This window comes from Pseudomonas sp. PDM15 (genome assembly GCF_014851565.1).
In the GTDB taxonomy this organism is placed as follows: domain Bacteria; phylum Pseudomonadota; class Gammaproteobacteria; order Pseudomonadales; family Pseudomonadaceae; genus Aquipseudomonas.
On record NZ_JACVAA010000002.1, the window covers coordinates 569,441 to 586,384 of the forward strand.

The window sequence follows — 16,944 nt, forward strand, 5'->3', positions numbered from 1 at the left end:
CTGACAGACAGCGCGCGGTTGGCGCCGTATGCTCTTTCTCATCTAGCGCGGCAGGATGCCGGCGCACCTTGAGCGGAGGAGTGCAAGGATGCAACAAAGCCTGGTCTGGAAGCCCTGGACCAACCCCGGCGTCGAACACCTCAACCTGGATATCGCCAGCGACGGGGTGAATGCCAGCAGCCACCTGATGCAGAGCATTCGTGGCAACAGCATCGTCGCCACCTATACCCTCAAGTACGACGAACGCTGGCGCTTCCGCCGCCTGTGACTGAAGGTGGACAACCACGGCCAGCGCAGCCTCGATCTGCATCGCGACATCCGCGGCAACTGGTTCCTCGATGGCCACCTACGCGAAGACCTCGCCGAGTGCCAGCAGGTGATGCTGTCCGCCTCACCCTTCACCCACACGCCGCTGCTGCAGCAAGGTGCCCTCGCCGTCGGCGACAGCGAGCGTGTCTCGGTGGCCCATGTCGACCTGCTCAGCCTGCGGGTCGAGGCGCGCCAGCAGCGCTACCAATGCCTGCACCGCCAGGCCAGTCATGCCGTGTACCTGTGCGAAGCCGAGGGCCATGCCCCCTGCGAGCTGACCCTGGACGACGGCGACCTGCTGGTCCAGGCCATCGGCCAGTTCGTGCGCGTCAGCCAGAACATCCTGCGCCAGGCGGACTGCGCCTAGCGCATCGCCGACATGAAAAAGCCCCGCCTAGGCGGGGCTTTTTACATCTGCGCCACTTAGCGGCTGTTGAGCTGCTGCTGCAGGTTCTGCACCTGGGCCTGCAGGCCGTTGATGTTGCGGGTGACCTGGGCGCGGAAGGCATCGAACTCGGCGGTGTTGTTGCTCGGCGCCGGACGGTTCTCCAGCTCGCTGCGCAGCACCAGCAGGTCCTGCTCCAGGCTGCGCACGGCCTGGCTCTGATCGCCCCTCTTCTTCAGCGCCTCGATATCGGCGGCCTGGCTCTTGAGCTGCTCCTGCAGCTTGCCGACACCGGCCAGGCCGCTCTTCTGCTCGCTGGCCAGCTTGTCCAGGCGGCCATCAAACTGGCCGGTGGCGCCCTGCTGGGTCTTCAGATCGGCAGCCAGCTGGTCGATGCGCTTGCCCTGCCCGCTCTGCTGGCCGGCCACGTTCTGCTGCTGCTTGCTCAGCTCGGCCAGCTTGCTCTCCAGCTGCTTGACTCGCAGCTTGAGGGCCTCGCTGCCGCTGGTGACGTTGGATTCGGTGGCCACCACCTTGCCGGAGATGTCCTGAATACGTCCGGCTGCTTCCTCGGTAATTCTGTCAAAGCTCTCCTGGGTCGCCACCAGTTGCGCCTGCATCTGCGCGATCTGCTGATAGCTCCACCAGCTCAAGCCGCCCAGGGCAATGACCAGTGCGCCGATCAACGCCCACAGAGGCCCGGTGCCGAAACCACGGCGCCGCTCCACCTGCGGGTAGCTCGACACGTTGCTGCGGGACGCATGGCCCTGAGCGGGCGCCTGGTAGCCGACCTGATAGTCGTCACGGTCGCGCGGATCGGTGGTCAGGCTGGGCACGTGGTCCAGTTCGTCGTGGGCGTCGTTGCGCATAGAAACCTTCAGAAATACGGAAAGGCAGAACGGATGGCGGCCAGTATACCCGGTTCGCTGGCCCGTCTTCAGCGGGCGCCAGACCAGTGCAACCTGCACCAGCGCCGGGCAACCGGCCGCCTATGGACCTGTGAACGACCGCACAGTTCGCGACTCTGGCGTTCTGGTACGCGCCTTGCTTTGGCCTGAACGTGGGTCTTCGCGCCGAGCAACCGATACGAGGGAGCCGTCATGGAACTGAACAAAGCCGTTCTCGATTGCATGCAGTCGCTGCGCCGCCGCCTGCGCGAGGAATTGTCCGTGGACATCCGCCTGAGCCAGCCGGACGCGGTCGAGGCCATGCTCCTCGCCTGCCTGCGTTCGAGCGATCAGGACACCCGCAGACTGGGCATCCGCCTGGCCGAGCTGAGCGACAGCGCCGCAGCAGCCCCCGCACCGGCCCATCCGGCGCGCCAGTACCGCGGCCACGAGCTGCCGGAACAGCAGAGCACAGCCCAGGACAACGACGCCGAACAGCGCGGCCACTCGGTGCGCATGTACCGCGGCCAGCGCGTCTACGCCTGATCTGCGCGCGGAAAGTGACTGGACGAGCCGAGCCGGACGGGCAATAGTCTGCTCACGCGTCTCGTCACGGAGAACCGCATGACCGCTCGCCCCGCCTGGCTGACCTGTGTGGAATCGGACCCGCCTGCCCTGCTGCAGGCGGCCCTGTGCATCGCCGCCGAGCATGAGCCGACCCTGCAGCAGGAGCTGGTGCTGCGCGAATTCGCCAACCTGCGCCAGCAGGTAGCCGCCGGCCTGCCCAACCTGGCCGGCCCGGACCTGGCCCAACCGCTGCTGCGGCGCCTGGGCGAGCTGGACTTCCACGAAGACGACGACCTGCCGCTGCGCCCACGCGCCGCACTGCTGCACCAGGTGCTGCAGCGCAGGCGCGGTCAGCCGCTGTCGCTGGCGCTGATCGCCCTGGAACTGGCCCAGCGTCTGGATATTCCGCTACAGGCGGTGAATTTCCCCGGGCACCTGCTGCTGCGCGTGCCCGGCGCCGACCACCTGCTCGACCCGTGCAACGGCCGCCGCCTGTATACCCGCGACTGCCGCGAACTGCTGGCGCGTGTTGCCGGCCCGGACGCCCAACTGGGCGCCAGCCACTTCCAGGTCTGCGACGGACGCGCGCTGTTGCTGCGCCTGTCGCGCAACCTCTGCCATCTGCACGGCGCCGCCGGCGATCACATGGCCGCGCTCAAGGACGCCGAGCGCATCATCCTGCTGGCACCGCCGAACAGCAGCGACCACCTGTTGCGTGCCGCCATCTATCACGAGCTGGAGTGCCCGCAGGCCGAACGCTTCGACCTGGAGCGCGCCCTGCTGCTGTGCGACGACGAGCATGACCGGCTGCGCCTGGGCCAGCGCCTCGACGAGCTGGGGCGCATGGGGCGTACGCCAGCCCTGCATTGACAGCACAGCACGCGCTCTGCCTAATTAGTCCCGCCCCAAAACACTAATAACAACATTCGGGACACCCACCATGCGCAAGCTATTCGTGCTTTGCCTGCTGTGCTTTTCCTCGCTTGTCCACGCCGCCCCTGGCGTTTTCCCCGACTCCACCTTCAACAACCTCGACTACGGCCTGTACTGGTTCGGCCATGGCGATACCTGGCAAAAAGCCGTGCCCGGGCAAAGCAACGCCTACTTCGGCGCCAGCAAACCCACGGTGATCTACATCCATGGCTGGCAGAACGGTGCCACCGCCCGCAAGGACCGCGAAACCTTCAACCGCGAAGGCGCCGGCGGCCCGAGCCTGGACCTGGCCTCCGCCTGGCTCAGTGCCGGCTACAACGTCGGCGTGCTGTATTGGAACCAGTTCGCCGACGAGGGCGAAGTCACCGATGCCGAGGCCAAGATCTGGAGCACCAGTGGCCCGCGTGCCATGCGTTGGCGCAACGCCAGCGGCGTCTACAGCACAGGCCCGACCCAGTCCGCCAGCGATCTGCTGTTCAAGAGCTACAAGGACAACATGAGCGGCTATACCGGCAGCAACATCCGCATCCTCGGCCATTCCCTGGGCAACCAGATGGCCATCGTGCTGAGCAAGAAGATCAGCGATGCGGTCACCGCCGGCACCCTCAACAGCAAGCTGCTGCCCAAGCGCGTGGCCCTGCTCGACCCCTTCTACTCCAACAACGCCAAGGGCTGGCTCGGCAACCAGTGGACCGGCGCGGTATGCCGCACCTATGTCAGCGAGCTGAAGGGTAAGGGCGTGATCTTCGAGGCTTACCGCACCTCGGCCGTCACCAGCACCATCTTCGTCGGCGACGAGAACAAGGGGCTGATGAACATGACTGCCTTCAGCGAGCTGAAGCCCTGGTACTTCAACGCCACACAGATCACCGAGAAACACAACGCGGCGGTGTGGCACTACCTCTGGTCCTACAGCTTCAACCCGCCCCTGGTGACCGGCACCAGCAACCAGGCTGCCTCGGCCAAGACCGCCGATAGCCGCATTGCCACCCTGATGAACGGCACGCAGAAACTGGTGCATGACCAGGGCGCCTACACCAAGGAACCCTCGGACGACAACTTCAAGCTGCAAGCGCGTTAACTGCCGGGAGCAGGCCATCCCGGGGCAACCAGGCCTGCTACTCGGCAAAATCCCCGTGCCGTCCCGCACCTGCAGAAAAGCGCAGGGCGCCGGCACGGGTCTCCCCGCTCTGCACCACCGCCATGCCACCACGAAATTCTTCCTGCAACGCCTCGTCCAGCGACAGCTGCCACTGGCCGTAGGCGCTGGCGCGGTCGGCCAACATGCAGCGTTGCGGGAAGCCGGCGATCTCCAGCGCCAGGGCCTCGGCCACCGCTCGCGCCTGTCCTGGCTGCGTGACCCGATTGACCAGGCCCATCTGCAGCGCCTCCTCGGCGTGCACCGGGCGACCGGTAAGGATCAGATCCAGCGCCCTGCCCTGGCCGATGATGCGCGGCAGGCGCACGGTGCCGCCGTCGATCAGCGGCACGCCGAAGCGTCGACAGAACACGCCAAGCACCGCATCGTCGGCCATCACCCGCAGGTCCGCCAGTAGCGCCAGCTCCAGGCCGCCGGCCACCGCATGGCCCTCGATGGCGGCGATCAGCGGCTTGCTCAGCTGCATGCGGCTCGGCCCCATGGGACCGTCGCCCTGCTCGTCCAGCCTATTGCTGCGCTCGCCACCCTCGACCACCGCACCCAGATCGGCGCCGGCGCAGAAGGCGCCGCCGCTGCCGGTGAGCACCGCCACCCGCGCCGAGTCATCAGCCTCGAACGCACGCAAGGCTGCGGCCAGGGCATCCGCCGTGGGCCGGTCCACCGCATTGCGCACCTGCGGCCGATCCAGGGTGAGGACGGTGACCGGGCCGTTGTGTTCGACGATCAGGCTCATGACAGGCTCCAGAAGACGGAAACGAAAAAGGCCGGCATCGCTGCCGGCCTTCAACTTAAACCTGCTCGGGGTCGATTGCAGCCTGCTGGCCGAATCCCCCGTGTCGCTGGCGGATCAGCCCGCGTGCTTCTGCAGGTTGGCCATCATCTCGCGCAGAGCGGTGACGTTGTCGTCCGGGTGCGCCGCGCCTTCGAAGTCGCCGATCTGCTTCCAGCTGTCGGCCACGTCTTCCGGGCTGAAGCCGGTCTTCGGATCGAAGCCGGCGCCCAGGCTGCGCTCCCAGCGCACCTTGCCCATCCAGCCGCCGCCGACTTCGTAGAGGCCGCCGGTGTCCTGGCACTGGTTGCTGCCCAGGTACACCACCAGCGGGCTGACCAGCTCGGGCTTGAGCTGCTCGAACACCTGCGGCGGGATCAGGCCTTCGGTCATGCGCGTGCCGCCGGTGGGGGCTATGGCGTTGACCAGCACGTTGTTCTTGCGGCCCTCGATGGCCAGGGTCCGGGTCAGGCCGTACAGGCCCAGCTTGGCCATGCCGTAGTTAGACTGGCCGAAGTTGCCGTAGATGCCGGAGGTGGACGCGGTGAAGATCACGCGGCCGTACTGCTGCTCGCGCAGGTGTTCCCAGGCGGCGCGGGTGACCTTGTAGGCGCCCTCGACATGGACCTTGTAGACCAGGTCCCAGTCGGCGTCTTCCATCTTGTGGAAGGACTTGTCGCGCAGGATGCCGGCGTTGTTCACCACCACGTCGATGCCGCCGAAGCTGTCCAGCGCACACTGCACGATCTTGCTGCCGTCGGTCACCGAATCATGATTGGCCACGGCCTCGCCACCGGCGGCGCGAATCTCGGCCACCACCTTGTCCGCCGCCGAGGCATTGGCGCCCTCACCGTTGGTGCTGCCCCCCAGATCGTTGACCACCACCTTGGCGCCATGCTTGGCGAACAGCAGCGCGTGGGCGCGGCCCAGGCCACCGCCGGCGCCGGTGACTATGACCACTTGATCTTGAAAACGGATGGCGTCGCTCATGAGGGCTCCTCGGCAGTGTGCAAAAGAGCCCGAGTGTCAGGCACAGGCCGCCCGGCGCACAAGGCGCGCGAGCGGTCTGAATGACGGCCGATAATGCGACCTTATGCGTGGTTACTGACCGCCACCGGCCGCGCCACCACCCGCAGCGCCGCCGCCAGTACTGCCACCACCAGTGGCTCCACCACCGGTGCTACCGCCCGAGGTACCGCCGCCGGTGGTGCCACCACCCGTGGTGCCGCCAGTGCTGCTGCCGGTACCGGTGCCAGTCCCGGTGCCGGTACTGCCGGGCGCAGTGCTGCCCGAGCCGGTACCAGTACCGATACCCGTGCCAGTGCCAGTGCCAGTGCCAGTGCCGGTACCATTACCGATTCCGCTGTCAGTGCCGGTCCCGGTACCGGTTCCGCTGTCATTACCCAGGCCTGTGCCATTGCCAGTGCCCGGACCGTTCATGCCCGGAGCGTCGTTACCCAGGCCGCTGTCATTGCCGACGCCATTGTCGGTTCCGGTCGGCGAGCCGGGGGTGAAGGTGCCGGTATCGTTGCCATTGGGCGAAGTGGCACCCGGCACCTCCGCCGGTGTGGGCGAAGTCGAGCCGGGTACGGTCGGGCCGGTCGAATCGGTTTCGGCCAGGGCAGGCAGGGAAAGGCCGGTCAGCATGGCGCTGAACAGCAACGCGGAAAGCGGGTTCTTGTTCATGGGTATCACCTCGAAGATGGAGTGCATACCCTGAAAACGACTGCGCCGCCTGCGCCGATGTTCGACTCGTTGGATCAACGGTCGTCAGGCGAGACGGCGCTTGCAGGCCTCTGGAACGCTGAAATCAGGCCGGCCGGATCAGACTCAGGTGGTTGTACAGGTGCATCACATGAGCCTGGGCGTATTCCGCATGGTCGAGGGCGCCGTAGGCGAAGTGCGGCTTGAGCTCGCCCTGGTGCGCGGCGAAACGCTCGAAGGCCAGCTGCAGGCGCTGCAGCGCCAGTTCCTGGCCGGCCGGCTCGGCCAGCGGGGCGGCGCCGGGAATGGCTTCGGTCAGCGGATGACGCATGGCGCCGCGGGCGCTGAACACGGCGAAGGCGGCAGGGCCGACGCTGTGACGGAACCAGGCCGGCTTCAGCTCGGGGTAGCCGTCGAGCGAATACTCGATGCTCTGCGCGCAGTGGTTGAACACCTCGGTCGGGGTCCAGCCCTGGATGCTGGTCAGCGCCTGGCCCTTGAGGCCGGCCAGTACCTGACGCGCGCCATCCAGGCTCAACGCCGCCGGTGCGGCGCCGCTGGGCAATGCCCAGAACCCGGCGCCCAGCGCCACGACACCGCCCACGGCGGCGCCTTTCAACAGAGTGCGTCTTTGCATACCTTCGCCTCCCAGCGTTCACGGAATTCCAGATAGTGGGCGAGCACCTCTGCAGGCGCCTCGGTCTGCGGATAGTGGCCTATGGCCTCCAGCAAAACCGTGTCCGGGTTGGCGATCAGCTCGCGATAGCGCGCCACCATGTGCGCCCCGGAGATCGGATCGAGCGCGCCGTCGATCACGCGCAGCGGCACCGTCGTCTCCTGCATCGCCGCCACCCAGCGCTCGCGATTGACGCGGCGGTCGAGGATGTAGCGGATCAACCGGTGCATCACCGCCGGGCCGTCGTTGTGCGCAATCAGCGCCCAGAACGCGTCCAGCTCGCTCTCGCTGGGTGGCGTCTGCGGGCCGAACACCTTGGTCAGATTGGCCTTCAGCTTGCTGCGCGAGAACAGCCTGCCGAGCAGCGGCCCGAGCGGGCTGAGCAGCAGTTTCTGGGTCAGCACCGGGCGGTGGGTCTCGGGGAACAACCCGCCGTTGAGGAACACACAGCTGGCCAATTGCAGGCGGCCTTCCTGATGACGGGCGATCAGCTCCTGGGCCACGCTGTCGCCGTAGTCATGGGCCAGCACATGCACCGGTCCGCCGATGCCCAGATGGGCTAGCAGCGCCTGCTGCAGGTCGGCCTGCTCCAGCAGGCTGTAGACATGCTCGCGCGGTTTGGCCGAGTAGCCGAAGCCGAGCATGTCGCAGGCGATCACCCGGTACTTGGCCGCCAGCGGCTGCCACAGGTAGTGCCAGTCCCAGCTGGCGGTGGGGAAGCCGTGGATCAGCAACAGCGGCTCGCCCTCGCCCGCCGTCCAGTAGCGGATGGCCTGGCCGTTGAAACTGAAGCCGCGCCCCTGCGCCCGCCAGTCGGCCAGGGCAATGCCCGGCAGGGCCGTCACTGGTCGTAACCCGGCATCTGCGCATCGAGCTTGCGCAGCAGCGCCGGCCAGGGCAACGCGCCGCCCATCCCCGTGGGGCTCTTCATCACGCCGGCGATCATCGCGCGGGCGCCATCGAGGATCTGCTGCGGAATATGGATCAGCTCCGTGCCGCCACTCTGCGCCATGACCTGGATCTCGCAGGCGCGCTGCAGGGTGAACATGCCGAGGAAGGCGTCGGCGATGCTGCCGAAGGCGGTGAGCAGGCCGTGGTTGGGCAGGATCATGAAGTTCTTGTCGCCCAGGTCATGCTGCAGGCGGCTCTTCTCGTCGTGGTTGAGCGCCACCCCTTCGTAGCCGTGGTAGGCCAGGCTGGCCAGGACGAACAGCGACTGTTGCGACAGCGGCAGCAGGCCCTGCTTCTGCGCGGAAACGGCGATGCCGGCGGCGGTGTGGATGTGCAGCACGCAGGCCACGTCGTGGCGCACCTCGTGCACGGCGCTGTGGATGGTGTAGCCGGCCGGGTTGATGTCGTAGGGGCTGTCCATCAGCTTCTTGCCGGCCAGGTCGATCTTCACCAGGCTCGACGCGGTGATCTCGTGGAACATCAGGCCATAGGGGTTGATCAGGAACTCGTCGCTGCCCGGGATCTTCGCCGAGATATGGGTAAAGATCAGGTCGTCCCAGCCATACAGGGCGATCAGGCGGTAGCAGGCGGCCAGGTCGACGCGGGTATGCCATTCGGCAGCGGAAACCTGACTCTTCACATCGGGGAGATTGAGCGGAGCGTTCACGGCGGGTACCTCGGCATTTGTCGTTGTGCCGAGGAGTCTAGCGAGCAACGGGCCGCCCACCAGTCGCCTTGCAGGCCAGCCTAGTGGCCGAGCGGGTCAAAGCAGCTCGGGATAGTCGCCCGCCAGGCGCGGCCACAGCGCCAACGCCGCCGCATCGTCGGCCAGCAGGCGAAAGCCGTCGAAGCGAAACTCCGGCGCCACCGTGCAGCCCACCAGGGTGAAATCGCCCAGGCTGCGCGCGGCCTGCCAGGCCTGCGCCGGCACCACCCGCTGCGGCAGTTGGTCGATTGTCACGGGGCCGAGCCGCTCGCGGCGCACCTGGTCCGGCGTCTGCGCGACCAGCAACTCCAGCGGCGCGCCCTCGTGGTAATGCCACAGCTCGTCCGCGTCGACCCGATGCCAGCGACTGACCACGCCGCCCGGCAGCAGGAACACGATGGCGCTGGACGCGGCACGACCGTCGGCATCGCGCACCGCGGAGGTGAACAGGCGTCGGTAGTAGCCGCCTTCGGGATGCGCGGCCAGCTGCAGCTCGCGGATCAGCTCGGCGGCGCGTGGGTGCATCAGCCCCTCAGCGCCTGAGCCAGTTCTGCCAGCCAGGGCATGGCGTCCTCTTCCGGCGTCACCGACTCGCTGGAGTCCAGGCGCAGCATCGGCAGCGCCTCGCGCACGCCCAGCTCCAGCAGCAGTTCGCGCATCTGCTCGCCACCGCCGCAGAACACGTCGTAGCTGGAGTCACCCAGAGCGATCACCGCGCCGGCCAGGCCGCTCCAGGCCGGGAAACGGTCACGGATGGCGTAGTAGAGGTTCTGGATATTGCCGGGCAGCTCGCCCATGCCGGTGGTGGACGTCACCACCAGAATCGCCTCGGGAGCGAAGGCCAGCACCTCATCGAGCGCCACGCCGGGCTTGTGCCAGGCCTCGAAACCGGCACCTTCCAGCACCTCAACGGCGCGACGGGCGACTTCTTCGGCGGCCCCGTAGACCGAACCGGACAAAATGGCGACTTTCATGCAGCACTCCGCAGATTCCAGAAAAAACGCCGCGCATTATGCCGCATGTCGCCTGCCGGGGAACTCGCTCGGCATGCAGCCGTCCCACCCCATGTGTTCGTCCGCCTCCAGAAGGCGCATTTCTTGCTTGCAGTAATCTGGCAAGCAGCCCTCGGAGGGGCCCCCATGTCCGAGCAACCCACCCTGTCCAGCGAAGAGCTGAATTTCATCAGGGAAGTTTTCAATAGCCAATTGATTGGCAAGCCTTTGCCCATTCCCGCCTTCAAGGTGGACGGCGGCCCACAGGCCAACGCCCTGCTCTCCCGCCTGGGCTGCCACGCCAGGCTCAGCCTGGAGGCGCAGATGGACGATTGCCGGATGACCTTCCCGCTGCAGCTGGTGGAAGACGAACTGCATGGCTTGCAGCTGGAAATGGGGGCGCCAAGCATCTTCGAGGATGGCGCTGTCCGCCGCCCATGGCGCCTGGAACTTGACGAACCACTGGCCCTGCGTGACGCCAGCGGTGCGGAAAGCGGCATGCTGGTGTATGAATTGGCGCCCACCAGCCTGGTGCTGGGCTCGCCGATGCGGGAGCCGCCGGAGAAATTCAGCCTGTGGCTGCCGCTGCCGGGTCGCGATAGCCTGCCGATCAAGGGCCAGTGCATTCGCCGCATCGGCCGCCATCGCGCGGCCTATGGCCTGCAGGTGCAGCATGGCGAACATGCCGAGCGCATCCGCCAATACATCTTCGAGCAGTACCGCCAGCGGCATCCGCAATTGCAGATCGCCGGATGAGCGTCATAGATCACTGCCACTCTTTAGATATAGGCACATAGACCAAACCAATCGTCTTGATGCCTTCATTCAATTTAGCGATTACGGATACTGCGGTTAGTATGCGCAGCATCAAGTTACCAACCCCAACAGGAGTTCACTCAATGTCCCTGATCAACACCCAGGTTCAGCCGTTCAAGACCACCGCTTTCCACAATGGCGAGTTCGTCGAAGTCACCGAGCAGAGCCTGAAAGGCAAGTGGTCCGTACTGATCTTCATGCCGGCTGCCTTCACCTTCAACTGCCCGACCGAGATCGAAGACGCCGCCAACAACTACGCCGAGTTCCAGAAGGCCGGTGCCGAGGTGTACATCGTCACCACCGACACCCACTTCTCGCACAAGGTCTGGCACGAGACTTCCCCGGCCGTTGGCAAAGCCAAGTTCCCGCTGATCGGTGACCCGACCCACCAGCTGACCAACGCTTTCGGCGTGCACATCGCCGAAGAAGGCCTGGCTCTGCGCGGCACCTTCGTGATCAACCCGGAAGGCGTGATCAAGACCCTGGAAATCCACTCCAACGAAATCGCTCGCGACGTCTCCGAGACCCTGCGCAAGCTGAAAGCCGCCCAATACACCGCTGCCAACCCGGGTCAGGTTTGCCCGGCCAAGTGGAAAGAAGGCGAGAAGACCCTGGCTCCGTCGCTGGACCTGGTCGGCAAGATCTAAGTATCTGCCCGGGGCCGTCCTGGCCCCAACCGTCTTGCGCTTTGCGGGCTGAGATCCAGCCCTCCAAGTGCCCGAACGCCCGGGCGCGATCCGCCCGGGCGTTTGTTTGTCCGAAATTCGTCAAAGGAACCCCGTCATGTTGGATGCCACTCTTAAAACCCAGTTGCAGGCCTACCTCGAGAAGGTCACCCAGCCGTTCGAGATCGTCGCCTCCCTCGATGACGGCGAGAAGTCCCAGGAACTGCTCGGACTGCTGCAAGACATCGTCGGCCTGACCGACAAGATCACCCTCAAGACCGATGGCAGCGATGCGCGCCGTCCGTCCTTCGCCCTGGTTCGTCCGGGCGCCGATATCGGCGTCGCTTTCGCCGGCATCCCCATGGGCCACGAGTTCACCTCGCTGGTGCTGGCCCTGCTGCAGGTCGGCGGCCATCCGTCGAAACTGGACGCCGAGACCATCGCGCAGATCCAGGCCATCGAAGGCACCTTCGAGTTCGAGACCTACTTCTCGCTGTCCTGCCAGAACTGCCCGGACGTGGTCCAGGCGCTGAATCTGATGGCCGTACTCAACCCCAACATCCGCAACGTCTCCATCGACGGCGCGCTGTTCCAGGAAGAAGTCGAGCGCCGCCAGATCATGGCCGTGCCGAGCATCTACCTGAACGGTGAAGTGTTCGCCTCCGGCCGCATGGAGGTGAAGGAAATCCTCGCCAAGATCGACACCAAGGCCGGTAGCCGCGATGCCGAGAAGATGAGTGCCAAGGAAGCCTTCGACGTACTGGTCATCGGTGGTGGCCCGGCCGGCGCCGCGGCGGCCATCTACGCCGCGCGCAAGGGCATCCGCACCGGCGTCGCCGCCGAGCGCTTCGGTGGCCAGGTGCTGGACACCATGGCCATCGAGAACTTCATCTCGGTCAAGGAAACCGAAGGGCCGAAGCTGGTCCGCGCCTTGGAAGAACACGTCAAGGAATACGAAGTCGACATCATGAACCTGCAGCGCGCCAGCGCCCTGGTGCCGGCCAGTAGCGAAGGCGGCCTGCATGAAGTGCAGTTCGACAACGGCGCATCGCTCAAGGCCAAGACCGTGATCCTCTCCACCGGCGCCCGCTGGCGCGAGATGGGCGTGCCCGGCGAGCAGGAATACAAGGCCAAGGGCGTGTGCTTCTGCCCGCACTGCGACGGCCCGCTGTTCAAGGGCAAGCGCGTGGCGGTAATTGGCGGCGGCAACTCCGGCGTGGAAGCGGCCATCGACCTGGCCGGCCTGGTTGCCCACGTCACCCTGCTGGAATTCGCGGACACCCTGCGTGCCGACGCCGTGCTGCAGAAGAAGCTGTACAGCCTGCCCAATGTCACCGTGATCAAGAGCGCACAGACCACCGAGGTCAAGGGCGATGGGCAGAAGGTCACCGGTCTGGTCTACAAGGACCGCACCAGCGACGCCGTGCATACCGTCGAGCTGGAAGGCATCTTCGTGCAGATAGGCCTGCTGCCCAACAGCGACTGGCTGAAAGGCACCGTGGAGCTGAGCCGCTTCGGCGAGATCGTGGTCGACGCCAAGGGCGCCACCAACATCCCCGGCGTGTTCGCCGCCGGCGACGTAACCACCGTGCCGTACAAGCAGATCGTCATCGCCATGGGCGAAGGCTCCAAGGCCTCGCTGAGCGCCTTCGACCACCTGATCCGCACCAGCTGATCGCTGCGCTGCAAAGACAAAGGGCCCTTCGCGGCCCTTTTTCATGGCCGCCGCTCAGGGCAAACTGGCGCCCTACTCCGCACCCGGCGCGCTCATGAATCCCGAAGACCTCCTCCTGCTGGTCACCCGCACCATGCCCTTCGGCAACTACCAGGGCCGGCTGATCGCCGACCTGCCGGGCAACTACCTTAACTGGTTCGCCCGCGAAGGCTTTCCCAAGGGCGAGATCGGCCGCCTGCTGGCGCTGATGCAGGAGATCGACCACAACGGCCTCAAGCCGCTGCTGGAGCCGCTGCGCCAGGGCAAACGCTGATGCCCCGGCATTTGCGCCGGCTATAAGCGCCGCGTCCGCCGGCCGCCTCGTTTAGGGTACGGGCTCGTCCCATCACCTTCGAGGAATCGCCATGCATCCCTATTTCAGCCTGCAGGGCCGCACCGCCCTGGTCACCGGCGGCAGCCGCGGCATCGGCCGGATGATCGCCCAGGGCCTGCTCGAAGCCGGCGCCCGGGTATTCATCTGCGCGCGTGACGGCGCCGCCTGCATCCAGGCTGCCGAGGAGCTGTCAGTGCATGGCGAATGCATTGGCCTGGCCGCCGACCTGTCCGGTGAAGAAGGCGCCCGCGCCCTGGCCGAGGAGCTTGGGCGTCGCGTGGAGCAGCTCGATATCCTGGTCAACAACGCCGGCACCACCTGGGGCGCTCCGCTGGAAAGCTACCCGGTAAAAGGTTGGGAGAAGGTCATGCAGCTCAACGTCACCGCCGTGTTCAGCTGCATCCAGCAACTGCTGCCGCTGCTGCGCAAGGCTGGCAACGCGCAGAACCCGGCGCGGGTGATCAACATCGGCTCGGTGGCCGGCATCAGCTCGTTCGGCGAACAGGCCTACGCCTATGGCCCGAGCAAGGCGGCGCTGCACCAGCTGTCGCGCATGCTGGCCAAGGAGCTGGTGAGCGAGCACATCAACGTCAACGTGATCGCCCCTGGGCGCTTCCCGAGCAAGATGACCCGGCACATCGCCGGCGACGAAGCGGCCATGGCCGAGGACGTGGCGCATATCCCGATGCAACGCTGGGGGCGCGAGGAAGAGATGGCCGCCCTGGCCATCAGCCTGTGCAGCGCAGCCGGCGCCTACATGACCGGCACCATCATCCCCATCGACGGCGGCTTCAGCCTCTAGCCCTTTCCGCTCAGATCACCGGTACCGTCGGCCACTGCAGGTCGCGGCCCCCGGCGAAGGGTTCGCGCATTTCCAACGCCTGCTCGTGGGGCACGCCCAGCGCTATGGCGCTGGCGGTGCTGAGACGCTCGAACTGCTCGTCGCTCAGGTTCACCTGCAAGGCGCCGAGGGTGCCATCGAACTGCTCGCGGGTACGCGAACCCAGGATCGGGATCAGCGTGGTGCTGGAGCGACGCGCCTTGTGCAGCAGCCAGGCGATGGCCACCTGGGTGGCGCTGCTGCCCTGCTCCTCGGCCACGCCGAGCAGCGCATCGAGGATGGCGGTTTCCCGGGCACTCTTCTCGCCGTGCACCAGCATGCCCAGTTTGGTCGCGCGGCTGTCGTCGTTGCCGGCGCGGTACTTACCGGTGAGGAAACCTCCGCCCAGCGGCGACCACTGGGTGACGCCCAGGCCCAGGGCCTCGGCCATCGGCAGCAGCTCGCGGTCGGCGCTGCGCTCGGCCAGGCTGTATTCCAGCTGGATGCCCACCAGCGGCGCCCAGCCACGCAGCTCGGCCAGCAGATCGGCACGGGCGATGCGCCAGGCCGGGAAATTGGACAGCCCGGCGTAGTGGATCTTGCCGGCGCTGACCAGGTCGTCGAAGCCGCGCAGTATTTCGTCGATGGGCGTCATGCCGTCGGTGATGTGCGCCCACAGCAGGTCGAGGTGATCGGTGTTGAGCCGCTTCAGGCTCTCCTCCACTGCGCGCACCAGGTTCTTGCGGTTGTTGCCGGTGTGGGCGATGCCGGCGCCGGGCGCGGTGCCCAGGCCGTACTTGGTGGCCAGCACGAAGTCGTCGCGCTGGCTGCCGAGGAACTCGCCGAGCAGCACTTCGGCCTGGCCGGCCTGATAGCCGTTGGCCGTGTCGAAGAAGTTGCCGCCGGCCTCGACATAGCCATCGAAGATCCGCCGCGCCTCGTCGCGCTCGGCGCCGTGGCCCCAGCCGGTGCCGAAGTTGCCGGTGCCCAGGGCCAGTTCGGAAACACGCAGGCCGCTGCGGCGGCCGAAGGTGGTGTAGCGCATGTCTGTTCTCCCGTGGAGGGTCGAAGCACTCAGGCCAGGGCGGCGGTGACTTCGGCGGTGGTGAGGATGGCGTGGGCGTAGGTCGGCCCGTTGATTTCATGGGCGGCGTGCAGCGCCTCTTCGGAGAAGGCCGCCGTGGCATCGCGCACCAGGGTCACGTGGTAGCCCAGCTCGGCGGCGAAGCGCGAGGTGGCCTCGATGCAGGTATTGGCCAGCAGGCCGATGACGATCACCCGGCGCACGCCGTGCTGCTTGAGCTGCAGGTCCAGATCGGTATTGGCGAAGCCGCTGCCGCCCCAGTGCTCCTGCACCACCACGTCATCGTCGTGGGGCTGGAAGTCCGGGTGCCATTCGCCGCCCCAGCTGCCGGCGGCGAATACCTGGGCCTTTGCGGCGCCCAGCTGGTACGGACTGGGATGCAGCCAGCTCTGCAGGTCGCCGGGCCGCGCCCGATGGTGCGGCACGTAGAACACGCGGATACCGGCCTGGCGTGCGGCGGCCACCACGGCGCGCAGGTTGGCCAGGGTGCCGACGCGGTCGGCCACCGGCTTGGCTCGCGCGGTGAGCTTGCCGCCCTCGCTGAGGAAGTCGTTGTAGGGGTCGACCAGCAGCAGGCCGGTGTCCTGTTTCGAGTAGCCCATGGTGCACTCCTTGGAAAGAAGCGGCGCCGGTTGGGCGCCGCGTAGCACGTCACTTGTCGGTGACTTTCCAGGTGGCCGGCAGGGTCAGGTCGCCGGAAGCCACATCCCACACGCTGGACACGCACAGCAGCGGGTTGTGCAGATCGGCGTTGACCTGCAGCGCAGCGCTCACCCCGTCGTAATTGAAGCTCTCGGGGAAGCCCACCGCCTTGAGCGGCACGTGAATCTGCGCGGCATCGCCCTTGAGGCTGAGGTCGTATCCGGGCGAATCGATGTAGATCGCAGCGCCCGGCCAGGTCGGCGGCAGCTTGGGCTTGGCACCTTCGGGAATGTCACGCACCTTGAGCCCGGAGGGGCCGCAGGTGGCGTCCTTGGTCAGCACCACCCAGTGCGAATGCCAGAGGCCGCCGTCGTTGTCCTTCTTGCCGTCGCCGTTCTCGTCCAGCTGCGGGGTGTCGTCGAAATCCGGGTGCGAGGTCAGCGCCAGGGCGAGAATGCCCGAACCGGGTTCGAAGCCGACGCTGCCGCTGTCCAGGCTGGTCGGCCAGACGTAGCTGTACACCTCGGCGCCGGCGAAGCTGCCCTTGGCCGTCGGCGTGCGACTGCCGGCCTCGCCGTCCACCAGCTGCTCGAAGACCAGCATCTCGCCGTCCTTGGATACCCGGGTGTGCACCAGGTCGAAGGCGGCCTCGGCCTTGGCGGTCTTTTCGCTATGGATGCCTCCGGCTTCGTGGGCCAGGCTGGCCTGGGCCAGGGCGGCCAGCACGCCCAGGGTCACGGCGCCGAGGCGCCAGTGGCGGGGAAAACGCGGGATCTTAGGAATGTTCGAACTGTCCACGGGCTTGCTCCTGTTGGCTCGTCTCTATCAGCG

At 66.6% G+C, this 16,944-nt stretch carries 20 protein-coding genes and 1 pseudogene; 9 read left to right on the top strand and 12 right to left on the bottom strand.

Annotated features, from left to right (window positions below; translation table 11 throughout):
- Positions 1-88 precede the first annotated feature (88 nt).
- Positions 89-676: pseudogene (locus IB232_RS06800) on the top strand (putative glycolipid-binding domain-containing protein).
- A 56-nt stretch (positions 677-732) separates the two neighbouring features.
- Here IB232_RS06800 and IB232_RS06805 read toward each other — a convergent pair.
- Complete coding sequence (locus IB232_RS06805; RefSeq protein WP_192397760.1) at positions 733-1,563, bottom strand: ATPase; 831 nt, start codon at positions 1,561-1,563, stop codon at positions 733-735.
- Positions 1,564-1,794: 231 nt separating this feature from the next.
- Here IB232_RS06805 and IB232_RS06810 point away from each other — a divergent pair, with 231 nt between their 5' ends.
- From IB232_RS06810 to IB232_RS06820, 3 genes are all read left to right on the top strand, one after another.
- Positions 1,795-2,127, top strand: coding sequence for a hypothetical protein (locus tag IB232_RS06810; protein WP_192397761.1), 333 nt, complete (start codon positions 1,795-1,797; stop codon positions 2,125-2,127).
- 78 nt (positions 2,128-2,205) lie between these two features.
- Positions 2,206-3,018 (top strand): SirB1 family protein, encoded by an 813-nt coding sequence (locus tag IB232_RS06815; protein ID WP_192397762.1) that lies wholly within the window; start codon positions 2,206-2,208, stop codon positions 3,016-3,018.
- 70 nt (positions 3,019-3,088) lie between these two features.
- The gene (locus IB232_RS06820) at positions 3,089-4,162 is read left to right on the top strand and encodes a hypothetical protein (RefSeq protein ID WP_192397763.1); all 1,074 of its coding nucleotides are present in this window, start codon (positions 3,089-3,091) and stop codon (positions 4,160-4,162) included.
- Positions 4,163-4,199: 37 nt separating this feature from the next.
- On the opposite strand, the gene IB232_RS06825 is transcribed toward IB232_RS06820, so the two are convergent.
- The 8 genes from IB232_RS06825 to IB232_RS06860 form a co-directional block, all read right to left on the bottom strand.
- The gene (locus tag IB232_RS06825; protein ID WP_192397764.1) at positions 4,200-4,973 is read right to left on the bottom strand and encodes a crotonase/enoyl-CoA hydratase family protein; all 774 of its coding nucleotides are present in this window, start codon (positions 4,971-4,973) and stop codon (positions 4,200-4,202) included.
- 114 nt (positions 4,974-5,087) lie between these two features.
- Positions 5,088-5,999, bottom strand: coding sequence for an SDR family oxidoreductase (locus tag IB232_RS06830; RefSeq protein WP_192397765.1), 912 nt, complete (start codon positions 5,997-5,999; stop codon positions 5,088-5,090).
- 111 nt (positions 6,000-6,110) lie between these two features.
- Positions 6,111-6,695, bottom strand: coding sequence for a hypothetical protein (locus tag IB232_RS06835; protein ID WP_192397766.1), 585 nt, complete (start codon positions 6,693-6,695; stop codon positions 6,111-6,113).
- A 124-nt stretch (positions 6,696-6,819) separates the two neighbouring features.
- Positions 6,820-7,350: a DUF1569 domain-containing protein gene (locus IB232_RS06840; protein WP_192397767.1), complete on the bottom strand. Its 531-nt coding sequence runs from the start codon at positions 7,348-7,350 to the stop codon at positions 6,820-6,822.
- Entirely contained in the window at positions 7,329-8,234 is a 906-nt protein-coding gene (locus IB232_RS06845) for an alpha/beta fold hydrolase (RefSeq protein WP_192397768.1), read from the bottom strand. The genes IB232_RS06840 and IB232_RS06845 overlap by 22 nt, the downstream gene beginning before the upstream one ends.
- Positions 8,231-9,007: a class II aldolase/adducin family protein gene (locus tag IB232_RS06850; RefSeq protein ID WP_192397769.1), complete on the bottom strand. Its 777-nt coding sequence runs from the start codon at positions 9,005-9,007 to the stop codon at positions 8,231-8,233. The genes IB232_RS06845 and IB232_RS06850 overlap by 4 nt, the downstream gene beginning before the upstream one ends.
- A gap of 96 nt (positions 9,008-9,103) precedes the next feature.
- Positions 9,104-9,571, bottom strand: a complete 468-nt coding sequence (locus tag IB232_RS06855; protein WP_192397770.1) for a cupin domain-containing protein — start codon at positions 9,569-9,571, stop codon at positions 9,104-9,106.
- A complete protein-coding gene (locus IB232_RS06860; RefSeq protein ID WP_192397771.1) occupies positions 9,571-10,020 on the bottom strand; it encodes a flavodoxin in 450 nt (149 codons plus the stop codon). Before IB232_RS06860 ends, IB232_RS06855 begins: the two co-directional genes overlap by 1 nt.
- Before the next feature lie 165 nt (positions 10,021-10,185).
- On the opposite strand from IB232_RS06860, the gene IB232_RS06865 reads away from it, so the two are divergent.
- From IB232_RS06865 to IB232_RS06885, 5 genes are all read left to right on the top strand, one after another.
- Entirely contained in the window at positions 10,186-10,794 is a 609-nt protein-coding gene (locus IB232_RS06865) for a PilZ domain-containing protein (RefSeq protein ID WP_192397772.1), read from the top strand.
- Positions 10,795-10,937: 143 nt separating this feature from the next.
- Entirely contained in the window at positions 10,938-11,501 is a 564-nt protein-coding gene (gene ahpC, locus IB232_RS06870) for an alkyl hydroperoxide reductase subunit C (RefSeq protein WP_192397773.1), read from the top strand.
- Positions 11,502-11,637: 136 nt separating this feature from the next.
- Entirely contained in the window at positions 11,638-13,194 is a 1,557-nt protein-coding gene (gene ahpF / locus IB232_RS06875; protein ID WP_192397774.1) for an alkyl hydroperoxide reductase subunit F, read from the top strand.
- A gap of 94 nt (positions 13,195-13,288) precedes the next feature.
- A complete protein-coding gene (locus IB232_RS06880) occupies positions 13,289-13,507 on the top strand; it encodes a DUF3820 family protein (RefSeq protein WP_192397775.1) in 219 nt (72 codons plus the stop codon).
- 91 nt (positions 13,508-13,598) lie between these two features.
- A complete protein-coding gene (locus IB232_RS06885) occupies positions 13,599-14,369 on the top strand; it encodes an SDR family oxidoreductase (protein WP_192397776.1) in 771 nt (256 codons plus the stop codon).
- A 10-nt stretch (positions 14,370-14,379) separates the two neighbouring features.
- On the opposite strand, the gene IB232_RS06890 is transcribed toward IB232_RS06885, so the two are convergent.
- Genes IB232_RS06890 through IB232_RS06900 form a run of 3 tightly spaced genes read right to left on the bottom strand, consistent with a single transcriptional unit; the run spans position 14,380 to position 16,911 of the window.
- Positions 14,380-15,432 carry an aldo/keto reductase gene (locus IB232_RS06890; RefSeq protein ID WP_192397777.1) on the bottom strand — a complete coding sequence of 351 codons (1,053 nt, stop codon included), beginning with the start codon at positions 15,430-15,432 and terminating at the stop codon, positions 14,380-14,382.
- Between the two features lie 29 nt (positions 15,433-15,461).
- Complete coding sequence (locus tag IB232_RS06895) at positions 15,462-16,073, bottom strand: isochorismatase family cysteine hydrolase (RefSeq protein ID WP_192397778.1); 612 nt, start codon at positions 16,071-16,073, stop codon at positions 15,462-15,464.
- Between the two features lie 49 nt (positions 16,074-16,122).
- Positions 16,123-16,911, bottom strand: coding sequence for a hypothetical protein (locus tag IB232_RS06900; RefSeq protein WP_318652240.1), 789 nt, complete (start codon positions 16,909-16,911; stop codon positions 16,123-16,125).
- Between the last annotated feature and the right edge of the window lie 33 nt (positions 16,912-16,944).